General features: G+C 70.0%; 12 protein-coding genes and 1 pseudogene. 7 read left to right on the top strand and 6 right to left on the bottom strand.

Annotation, left to right across the window (positions count from 1 at the left end):
- Positions 1-277, bottom strand: a pseudogene (locus tag ACWDR4_RS44255) (hypothetical protein); the annotation flags it as partial.
- A gap of 262 nt (positions 278-539) precedes the next feature.
- Between ACWDR4_RS44255 and ACWDR4_RS44250 the strand changes: the two are divergent.
- Both ACWDR4_RS44250 and ACWDR4_RS44245 read left to right on the top strand, forming a co-directional pair.
- Entirely contained in the window at positions 540-944 is a 405-nt protein-coding gene (locus ACWDR4_RS44250) for a hypothetical protein (RefSeq protein ID WP_450417119.1), read from the top strand.
- 61 nt (positions 945-1,005) lie between these two features.
- Positions 1,006-1,410, top strand: coding sequence for a hypothetical protein (locus ACWDR4_RS44245; protein WP_450417118.1), 405 nt, complete (start codon positions 1,006-1,008; stop codon positions 1,408-1,410).
- 78 nt (positions 1,411-1,488) lie between these two features.
- On the opposite strand, the gene ACWDR4_RS44240 is transcribed toward ACWDR4_RS44245, so the two are convergent.
- Complete coding sequence (locus tag ACWDR4_RS44240) at positions 1,489-2,862, bottom strand: NAD(P)/FAD-dependent oxidoreductase (RefSeq protein WP_450417122.1); 1,374 nt, start codon at positions 2,860-2,862, stop codon at positions 1,489-1,491.
- Between ACWDR4_RS44240 and ACWDR4_RS44235 the strand changes: the two genes are divergently transcribed.
- Entirely contained in the window at positions 2,812-2,961 is a 150-nt protein-coding gene (locus tag ACWDR4_RS44235) for a hypothetical protein (RefSeq protein WP_450417123.1), read from the top strand. The genes ACWDR4_RS44240 and ACWDR4_RS44235 overlap by 51 nt on opposite strands.
- A gap of 94 nt (positions 2,962-3,055) precedes the next feature.
- On the top strand, positions 3,056-3,343 hold the full coding sequence (locus tag ACWDR4_RS44230) for a hypothetical protein (protein WP_450417116.1): 288 nt from the start codon (positions 3,056-3,058) through the stop codon (positions 3,341-3,343).
- Here the strand turns inward: ACWDR4_RS44230 and msrB are convergent.
- The 4 genes from msrB to ACWDR4_RS44210 form a co-directional block, all read right to left on the bottom strand.
- Positions 3,324-3,731: a peptide-methionine (R)-S-oxide reductase MsrB gene (gene msrB / locus ACWDR4_RS44225; protein ID WP_450417114.1), complete on the bottom strand. Its 408-nt coding sequence runs from the start codon at positions 3,729-3,731 to the stop codon at positions 3,324-3,326. The two genes, ACWDR4_RS44230 and msrB, sit on opposite strands and share 20 nt — an antisense overlap.
- A 14-nt stretch (positions 3,732-3,745) precedes the next feature.
- Positions 3,746-5,137, bottom strand: coding sequence for a UDP-N-acetylmuramate--L-alanine ligase (murC, locus tag ACWDR4_RS44220; RefSeq protein ID WP_450417113.1), 1,392 nt, complete (start codon positions 5,135-5,137; stop codon positions 3,746-3,748).
- A 150-nt stretch (positions 5,138-5,287) separates the two neighbouring features.
- Complete coding sequence (locus tag ACWDR4_RS44215) at positions 5,288-5,761, bottom strand: indole-3-glycerol phosphate synthase (protein ID WP_450417111.1); 474 nt, start codon at positions 5,759-5,761, stop codon at positions 5,288-5,290.
- A gap of 170 nt (positions 5,762-5,931) precedes the next feature.
- Positions 5,932-6,768 (bottom strand): pyrimidine reductase family protein, encoded by an 837-nt coding sequence (locus ACWDR4_RS44210; protein ID WP_450417110.1) that lies wholly within the window; start codon positions 6,766-6,768, stop codon positions 5,932-5,934.
- A 37-nt stretch (positions 6,769-6,805) separates the two neighbouring features.
- Here ACWDR4_RS44210 and zapE point away from each other — a divergent pair, with 37 nt between their 5' ends.
- The 3 genes from zapE to ACWDR4_RS44195 all read left to right on the top strand — a co-directional run bounded on the left by zapE (position 6,806) and on the right by ACWDR4_RS44195 (position 9,204).
- On the top strand, positions 6,806-7,912 hold the full coding sequence (gene zapE / locus ACWDR4_RS44205) for a cell division protein ZapE (protein WP_450417109.1): 1,107 nt from the start codon (positions 6,806-6,808) through the stop codon (positions 7,910-7,912).
- Between the two features lie 200 nt (positions 7,913-8,112).
- Positions 8,113-8,511, top strand: a complete 399-nt coding sequence (locus ACWDR4_RS44200; RefSeq protein WP_450417107.1) for a hypothetical protein — start codon at positions 8,113-8,115, stop codon at positions 8,509-8,511.
- A 90-nt stretch (positions 8,512-8,601) separates the two neighbouring features.
- A complete protein-coding gene (locus ACWDR4_RS44195) occupies positions 8,602-9,204 on the top strand; it encodes a carbonic anhydrase (RefSeq protein ID WP_450417105.1) in 603 nt (200 codons plus the stop codon).
- The last annotated feature ends 3 nt before the right edge of the window (positions 9,205-9,207 follow it).

Here is a 9,207-nt window from a genome sequence, read left to right as displayed (position 1 = left end):
GCGAAGCCAGTTGCTCCTGACTGCGCAACGCCGCCCGCCCCGGCTCCCAGGCACCCGACAACACCTGCTTGGACAACGGCGGACGATCGTACGGAGCATGCGGCTCATCACCCAGCACCGTGATCCCACCCACGAAACCCTTACGCCGCAACGCCTCCACCGTCGACAAACCGGACGCCGAGGCGCCCACCACAAGCACCCGGCCGGGCGACTGGTCAGACCCTCGACCAAGCCCCTGACCAGTACTTTTATCCTGGGCGTCGCCCTCGTTCCTCATGCACGACTCCTGATTTCAACTCCGTTGCGACCCCCCTAACGAAAGTTAGACCAAGCGGTCGGTACAAAGCAACGGCCGAAAGTGAGGAGATGCGGAGGGGCGAGGGAGCAGATGGTGTAGCGGGCTACACCATGCATTCGGGAGAACGGTCCCTCGTGGCGGCGAGCGCGCGACGGGATCGTAGTCGGCAGAGAACACAAGGGGTCCACGGATCGCACCGGCCCCTCACCTGTCCCCTCCCGTCCCTGCCGAAGGAAAGTCCGTGAAGTCGCTGCTCGCCGCCGTGAAGTCGTTCATCGCCAATCTGCTGCTGTGGTCGTTCTTCGTGGGCGGTCTCGCCGCGAGCACCGCCTCCGGCACCGTCCTCGACGGCACGCAGAAGAACGTCGCCACCTACACAGGCATCGCCGTGTCGATGCTGGCCGGCTCACGCATCGCCAAGAAGCCGAAGATCAAGGCGTTCCTGTCGAAGCCGTCCACACTCTGGTTCCTGTTCCTGTTCAACGGCGGTGTGGCCGCGTTCTGCTACTTCACGATGGACGGAGTGAAGGGGATCGCGACCGCCGCAGGCATGGGCCTGGTCTCACTGGGCGCGGCGGGCGGACTCATCTCGGGCCGCAAGAAGCGGACGGCACCCGCCGCCGTGGAGCAGCAGCCCTGGGCCTGACAGCCCTAGCACCGAAACCTCGTCAAACCATCGAAGCCAATGAAGTGAAGGGACCCCTGCCATGCCCTCGAACCACCGCCGCGGCCGTCATATCGCCACCGTCGCCACCGCCGTCGCCGCCGTCACCCTGACCGCCGGACTCCTGACCGGCTGCGAAGACCTCGACAACTCCCTGGGCTGCGTCAGCAACGCCGACTCGATCTCGGACAGCATCAAGGCGATCCACGAGGCCGGCTGGGACGCGGTGAAGGACCCGTCGAAGACCGACGACTCCATCGACACCATCGACAAGAACCTGGACAAGATCAACAAGGACACGGACGACAGCAAGGTCGACAAGGCGGTCGACGACCTGGACAAGGCCATCGACGACTACAACAAGTCCATCCTGAACGGCGACACGAACCCGGACTCCAGCAAGATCGACGCGGCGGCCGACAGGCTGAAGGACGTCTGCACGTCGTAACGGGAGAACGCGTCGCGACGGAAGAAGAAAGAAGCGCTGGGGCCCTGCCGTACGACGGCAGGGCCCCGTGCGATGTGCTCAGTCCCCCGACTCCCCCGACTCCTCAGCCCCCTCCAGCGTCTCCGGCGGCGCGGTCGGTGTCGGTCCGGGTGGGCCGAAGAGCACCGCCCGGGCCACGGGCGGGGCGAACAGGGCGCTGATGGGCGCGGAGAGGGTCAGCACGGCACGGAAGGCGCGTCCCACGACGGGGTCACCGGGGGACCGCTCCGTGATCCGGCGCAGATACCAGTCCGCCACCCGGTCCGTGGGTGCGCCGGCGATCGCGGTACCGACCGCGCCCGGCATCTTGCGGTCCGCCCCGGCGGAGATGTCCCACGCGAGCCGGGACGCCGCGAGGACCGCCTGCTGCACGCGCCGAGTGGTGGGTGTCCGGCGCCGGTCGGCGAGCGCGTCGCGCAGGGCGACCGCGCTCATCGCGGCGATGGCCATGCCCTGCCCGTAGATCGGGTTGAAGGTGCACAGGGCGTCGCCGGTGGCGAGGAAGCCGGCCGGGCGGCGGCCGGGCAGGTCGTAGCGGCGGCGGACGTTCGCGGTCCGCCGGTAGCCGAACGCCGGTGTGAGCGGTTCGGCGTCCTCGATCCACCGGTCCAGGAGCGGATGCGCCAGCCGCTTGGTGTACGTCTCGAACTCGTCGTCGCCCGTGGGCGGTTCGTCGCCGCGCAGCCCCGAGACGATGACCAGATGGCTGCCGTCCTCCAGGGGCAGCGCACCGCCGCCGTGGACCTGGTCGGGGTTGGGGTACACGTAGTAGCTGAGGGTGTCGCCGCCGAGGACGCCGTCCCTGCCGCGGTAGACGCGGGAGGCGTAGGCGAGCCCGGTGTCGATGGTCTCCTCGTGCGGAGCCCCGGCGCCGATCGCGGCGAGCCACTGCGGCGCCTTGCTGCCGCTGCCGGAGGCGTCGACGACGAGATCGGCTTCCAGCGCCCGGTGTTCCGCGCCGGCACCGTCGGAACGGTCCCGCACCAGCACGCCCCGCACCCGCGAGGCGTCGCCGAGAAGCCCGACGGCATCGGTGCCCTCCAGCACACTGATCGCCGGGTCGGCGATCACCCGCCGCCGCACCAGCCCCTCCAACTGCGCGCGGGAACCGGTGTAGATGTGCGTCGACGCTGGCACCCGGCGGAACCAGCGGCCGTTCTGCCACAGCACCAAGTCCGACGGCAGGCCCACCCGTGGCGCCCCCGCCTCCCGCAGCTCCGCCAGGAAGCCCGGCAGCAGTGACTCCAGGGCCGACTGCCCGCCCTGGAGCAGGACATGGGGATGCCGGCCCTGCGGTACGCCGGGCCGTGACGGGGTGCCGTCCGGGAACCGGTCGCGCTCGACAACGGTCACCCGGTCGGTGTGTCCAGCCAGGACGTGCGCCGCGAGGAGCCCCGCGAGACTCCCGCCCACGACGACCGCGTGCCGCCCGCCCCGACCGCCACCCTCACCCCAACCGCCCGCCCCTACGGCAGAGTTCACCTGTCCACTCCCCTGGTCGCCGTCTCGTGAGAGCCACGAGTATCCCGCCCCACGGAGCGGGTCGCCCGTCTTCCCGACCCTTCGGCGGGTCCCGGCGCCGCCGATTCACTCTCCCGATACACGCATGCGACAGCAGTCCGTGATCACGGCCGCCGGAGCCAAGGTCAAGGTGACCGCGGTGGCCGCCGACCTCGCCGAGACCACCGAGGCCGACCGGGTCCGGGACGTCCTGACCACCGTGCTGCTCACCGAGGCCCTCCAGGACCTGATCAGCGGGCCCGACGGACGCGTCGTCGGGGACGTTGAGCCCCGCCGATCCTTAAGCCCACAAACAACAGCGAGGGCCGCCACCCCAACCACGGGATGGCGGCCCTTTGGCGCAAGTGAAGCCGTCAGCCCTCGTCGGGCGTGAGCCGCAACGAGATGCTGTTGATGCAGTACCGCTGATCGGTCGGGGTCGGATACCCCTCCCCCTCGAACACATGCCCGAGGTGCGACCCGCAGCGCGCACACCGCACCTCGGTCCGCACCATGCCGAGCGAGCGGTCCGCGATCAGCTCGACCGCGTCGGTGTCCTTCGGATCGAAGAAGCTCGGCCAGCCGCAGTGCGACTCGAACTTCGTCTCCGAGGTGAAGAGTTCGGCGCCACAGGCCCGGCAGGAGTAGACGCCCTGCTTCTTGGTGTCGGTGTACTCACCGACGAAGGCGGGCTCGGTCCCGGCCTGGCGCAGGACGGCGTACTCGGCCGGGGTCAGCTCCGCGCGCCACTGCTCGTCCGGCTTCTCGACGTCGTACGACATGAAGGCCAACCCCTTTACTTCTGTGCGAGACGGTCCAGAATCTGCGGGCCCAGGTCCGTCACGTCACCCGCGCCCATGGTGAGAACGAGATCCCCTGCCTTCGCCATTCCCGCGACGACGTCGGACACCTCGGCCTTGTCGGACACGGCCGTCACATCGGCGCCCGCGGCCCGCGCGGCGTCGATGATCAGCGCGCTGGTCACGCCCGGGATCGGGTCCTCGCGGGCCGGGTAGATGTCGAGGACCAGAGAGGCGTCCGCGAGGGCCAGGGACTGGCCCATCTCCTTGCCGAGTTCCTGGGTCCGCGAGAACAGGTGGGGCTGGAAGACCACCAGGATGCGGGCCTCACCGGCCGCCGCGCGCATCGCCTCCAGGTCCGCCGTCATCTCCGTCGGGTGGTGGGCGTAGGAGTCGATGACCTGCACGCCGGCCTCCTCACCCTTCAGCTGGAGGCGCCGCTTCACCCCGGTGTACGCCACGATGGCCGGGGCCAGCTCCGCGGCCGGGACGCCCAGCGCGACGCCCGCGGCCAGCGCGGCGACGGCGTTGTGGGCGTAGTGACGGCCGGGGACGGAGACGGCGAAAGTGAACTCCTGGCCGTCCAGGAGCACGCTGACCTCGCTCTTGAGCCCCTGGGCCACGACGGACAGCACCCGTACGTCCGCGTCCGCCGACTCCCCGTACGTCACCACGCGCACAGAGTCCGGCAGGCGCCGCGTCAGCTCCCGCGCACCTTCGTGGTCGGCGGAGATCACCAGGGTCCCGCCGGGCACGATCTTTCCCGCGAACGTCTCGAAGGACTCGTAGATCTCGTCCATGGAGGCGTAGTTGGCGTGGTGGTCGAGTTCGACGTTGAGGACGATCGCGACCTCGGGCGCGTACTTGTGGAAGCTGCGGTCCGATTCGTCCGCCTCGGCCACGAAGATCTCGCCGTCGCCGTGCAGGGCGTTCGAGCCGGGCGCGTCCAGGTCGCCGCCGATCGCGTACGAGGGGTTCAGCCCCAGTTCGCTCAGCGACACCGCCAGCATCGACGTCGTGGTCGTCTTGCCGTGCGTACCGGCGACGGCGATCGGCCGCAGGCCGTCCATCAGCCGGGCGAGCGCGTCCGAACGGTGAACCACCGGAATCCCCAGCTCGGCCGCCCGCGCCAGCTCCGGATTGTCGGCCCGGATCGCGGAGGACACGACAACACACGTGGCGTCATCGGCAAGATGCCCGGCAGCGTGCCCGATATGCACGGTCGCCCCCAACGCCCGCAGCGCGGCGGCAGTCTCGGACTCCCTGGCATCACTCCCGGCCACAGCAGCCCCACGCTGAGCAAGGATCTTCGCGATCCCCGACATCCCGGCCCCACCAATGCCGATGAAGTGCGGTCGTTCCATGGCGACAGGAAGGCCGGGTGCCATGTGCGTTTCTCCCCAGATGCGGTGCGACAGCTAGAACGGACCCCAGCCTATTCCCTGCAGAGGGGGTGCCTTGTGACCGAGGCTGACCCCCACCCACCCAGGGGCGCGGGGAACTGCGCGACCAGCCCCCACCGGCCCGCAGCCAAAAAACTACGCCTTGCTGTGCGAGAACAACTTCAACACCGGCACCCCCACCTTGTGCCGAGCCCGAGAAGCCCAGTCCCGATGAAAGAACTCCTCCACGTAATGAGGATCGGTCAGCACGATCACCTCATCCGCCTCGACCTCGTCCACCAACCCCCGAAGCGCATCCAGCGGATGGTCCTCGACAATCCGCCCCTCCGCCTCGTTGCCCAACCCCCGGAGGGCCGCCAGCGACACCTCCAACGCCTGCTCCCCCAACGCCGCCGCGTCCTTGCCCTCCGCCGTCTCCCGTTCGTGCGCCGCCTCGTCCAGCTCGCCGAGGGCAATGTCGTCGATGGCGCGCAGCAGCCGGTCGGCCTGGTCGCCTCGGGGCTGGAGCAGTACGTGGAAGGCGACGTCCTCGTCGCCGTGCAAGGTGGTGACGAACTCCACGTCGGCGGACGTCAGGGCCTTCTCGATCATCAGTACGCTTGTGAACACGACAGGCGCCCTTCTCCTCCGTGGGCCGTCCGTAGGCCCCTGCGGAAACCATCCTGCCCCGTGATCGCACGGGGGCTGCGAGTTTTAGTGTGCCCAGCGAAAGACAAACGGAACGACAGATTCCACATCGTGTCGGGCCGCACAGGGCCCTTGCGCCTCATGCTCGCGCCTCACGCTCGGCGATACCGACTGAACAGGAAGCCCTCCTCCTCCAGCAAGGACACCAGTTCGAAGCGCCGGGGAACAGCCACCGAGGGCCCGCCCGAGATCCGCTGAGCGTCCCCCACCGTGAGCATCGGGGAGATCGTCAGGCACAGCTCGTCGAGCACACCCGCCGCCACCAGCTGCCCCAGCAGCCGCGGCCCGCCCTCGGTCAGCAGCCGCGTGTGACCGAGGCCGGCGAGGGCCTGTACGGCACGTGCCGGGTCCACGCCCATGCCGTCACCGGCGACGACCACCCGGGCGCCCGCCTTCTCGGCGGCGGCGACCCGGTCGGGGGCGACCGCGGCGCCCGTGAGGATCAGGGTGGGCACCAGGGGCGAGGTGAACAGGGGGAGCGAGAAGTCCAGGTCCAGACTCGCGCTGACGATCGCGACGGCCGCCACCTCCGCCTGTCCGGCCGCCTCCCGGGCCTCGGCGAACTCGGCACGCGCGCGTACCGGCCGATAACCCTCCTGGCGTACCGTTTCCGCACCGACGAGCACGACGTCCGCCAGCGCCCTCAGGGTGCCGAAGATCCGCATGTCGGAGGCGGAGGAGATGGACTGGGAACGGCCGTCGTGCTGGGCGGCGCCGTCGAGCGTGGACACCATGTTGGCCCGCAGCCAGGTTCCCGGGCCCCCGTTCGCCCGCTCGGGGTACGCGTAGGCGGCACCCAGCTCCGCCAGACTCCACTCACGGTCGGCGGCCTCACCGCCCCCGGGCGAACCACCGGCACCACCGGCATCCACGGCCCCTCCCGAGGCCCCGGCCACTGTCTCTTCGGTCACAGGGAACAGGCGTCGCATGCCAGGCAGTCTGGCACGGCGATTAGCATGGTGAACCGTGCCTACCACCCCCGCCGCCCCCGGATTCGGCCCGATAGCCGACGCGGCCCCGCTGTCCCTGTGCGTGCGTGAGCCGCATGTCCCCGCGGACCGGCTGGTCGCCGAGATGGTGCCGCCGCCCCGGTTCGACTCGGTGCGCTTCGGTACGTACATCCCGGACCCGAACCAGCCCAGCCAGACCGAGGCCGTGCGCGTCCTCGACGGCTTCGCCGGCGGGCTCGGCGGGGCGCATGCCCTGGGGGGCGGCAGGCGGGGGTTCTTCGGGTTCGGGAAGGCCAAGGCGTCCAAGGCGCCGGCCGGGCCCCGTGGCGTCTACCTCGACGGCGGCTACGGCGTCGGCAAGACCCACCTCCTCGCCTCCCTCTGGCACGCCACCCCGGCGGAGCCCGCGCTCAAGGCCTTCGGCACCTTCGTGGAGCTGACGAACCTCGTCGGCGCCCTCGGCTTCCAGAAGACCGTCCAGACCCTGTCCGGACACCGGCTGCTCTGCATCGACGAGTTCGAGCTGGACGACCCGGGCGACACCGTCCTCGTGTCGACCCTGCTCGGCAAGCTCGTCGACGCGGGCGTCGCGCTCGCCGCCACCTCGAACACCCTGCCGGGCAAGCTCGGCGAGGGCCGGTTCGCGTCGGCCGACTTCCTGCGCGAGATCCAGGGCCTGTCCGCGCGCTTCCGCGCCCTGCGCATCGACGGCGAGGACTACCGCCACCGCGGGCTGCCCCAGGCCCCGGCGCCGTACTCCGAGGAGCAGGTGACCAAGGCGGCGTACGCCACCGAGGGCGCGTCGCTCGACGACTTCCCGCGGCTCCTCGACCACCTCGCCCGGGTGCACCCCAGCCGGTACGGCGCCCTCACGGACGATCTCAAGGCCGTGTGCCTCACCGACGTACGGCCGGTTCCCGACCAGTCGACGGCGCTGCGGCTCGTCGTCCTCGCCGACCGGCTGTACGACCGCGAGGTGCCCGTACTCGCCTCCGGCATGCCCTTCGACCAGCTGTTCAGCGAGGAGATGCTGAACGGCGGCTACCGCAAGAAGTACTTCCGCGCGATCTCCCGCCTGACCGCTCTGGCCCGCGACGCGAAGGACCTCGTGGACGCCTCGTAGGCTCCCCGCCTGCCCACCACATGAACAACCGCAGGTCAAGGGCCAGTTCGCGTCATCCCACCCGCGCTTTCAGGCTCTCTTCAGCATGAAACGCTAAGTTAACCCTGCAAACAACTTCGCAGGGTTAACGTGTTTCTTGACCAGTGATTGACCATCCATTGACGCGTGTAAGAGATCTCGAAATGCCTGGAGGGGGGCGCATGTTCCGAGGTGCTACGGCCCGGATCGTCATTTCGCTCCTCGCCGCCACCCTGCTGGCCCTCCAGTTCTTCGCCCCCACCGCGTCCTTCGCATCCGCGCACACAGCCCGTCACGCCGAGGCCAAGACCGAGCCCCGAAACAAACCCCGGGCGGAAGCCCTGCGCGACGAGTACGTTACCTGCGGTAATGACAACCGTCCCAACGACCCGAGCTGGCCCCTGCGCGTCCGCGACCGGCATCGAATCGTCGATGCGGGCCCCGAGGCGCCCGAGCGCCCGCTCCTCGCAGTGGACCCCGCGGCCCCGCACGAACCGGAAACGCGCGTCACGTCCCGCCATCAGGCGCCCAGATCACTGACCGCGCACACCCCGGCCGCACTCCAGGTGTTCCGCTGCTGACAGCAGCGACGTCCCCCCACGCTCTGTCAGCACGTCCGACTGTCATGTACGTCCGACGCGCCATCGAGGCGCGCCAGGAGGAGTCACCACATGCAGCCCCTCATCGACAACGCCCGCACCTTCGGTCAGCGCCCTGAGGAGTTCGCCAAGCTCGCCGAAGGCCAGTCCCCCCAGGTCCTGTTCATCACCTGCTCCGATTCCAGGGTCGTACCGGCCCTGATCACAGGTGCCAGGCCGGGCGAACTCTTCGAGCTGCGCACCGCCGGCAACATCGTCCCCCCGTACGCCTCCGGCCGCCCCACCGGCGAGGCGGCCACGATCGAGTACGCCGTGGAGGTCCTCGGCGTCAGCGACATCGTGGTCTGCGGCCACTCGCACTGCGGCGCCGTCGGCGCCCTGGTCCGCGGCGACGACCTCACCGCCGTACCCGCCGTACGCGACTGGCTCGCGCACGCCGCCGACGACCCCACGGTCACCGGCACAGCCACCACCGCGTCCGACACCGACGACCCGACGGTCGCGGCCGGCGTCCAGAACCACGTCCTGGCCCAGCTGCTGCGGCTGCGCTCCTACCCCTGCGTGGAGCAACGTCTGGCGAAGGGCCAACTACGGCTGCGCGGCTGGTACTACGAGGTCCACACCGGGTCCGTACGCGAGCACCGCGCCGCCACCGACGCGTTCGAAGCGCTGTGAGGG

It is taken from the genome of Streptomyces sp. NPDC000878 (genome assembly GCF_053599695.1).
This window is presented reverse-complemented; position numbering and strand designations above follow the sequence as displayed.

What these genes read in the sequence shown, in the direction of transcription:
- msrB (WP_450417114.1), bottom strand. Translation starts at nt 3,731, where the DNA reads ATGTCGTACGACGTCGAGAAGCCGGACGAGCAGTGGCGCGCGGAGCTG.
- ACWDR4_RS44195 (WP_450417105.1), top strand. Translation starts at nt 8,602, where the DNA reads ATGCAGCCCCTCATCGACAACGCCCGCACCTTCGGTCAGCGCCCTGAG.
- ACWDR4_RS44245 (WP_450417118.1), top strand. Translation starts at nt 1,006, where the DNA reads ATGCCCTCGAACCACCGCCGCGGCCGTCATATCGCCACCGTCGCCACC.
- murC (WP_450417113.1), bottom strand. Translation starts at nt 5,137, where the DNA reads ATGGCACCCGGCCTTCCTGTCGCCATGGAACGACCGCACTTCATCGGC.
- ACWDR4_RS44230 (WP_450417116.1), top strand. Translation starts at nt 3,056, where the DNA reads ATGCGACAGCAGTCCGTGATCACGGCCGCCGGAGCCAAGGTCAAGGTG.
- ACWDR4_RS44200 (WP_450417107.1), top strand. Translation starts at nt 8,113, where the DNA reads ATGTTCCGAGGTGCTACGGCCCGGATCGTCATTTCGCTCCTCGCCGCC.
- ACWDR4_RS44210 (WP_450417110.1), bottom strand. Translation starts at nt 6,768, where the DNA reads ATGCGACGCCTGTTCCCTGTGACCGAAGAGACAGTGGCCGGGGCCTCG.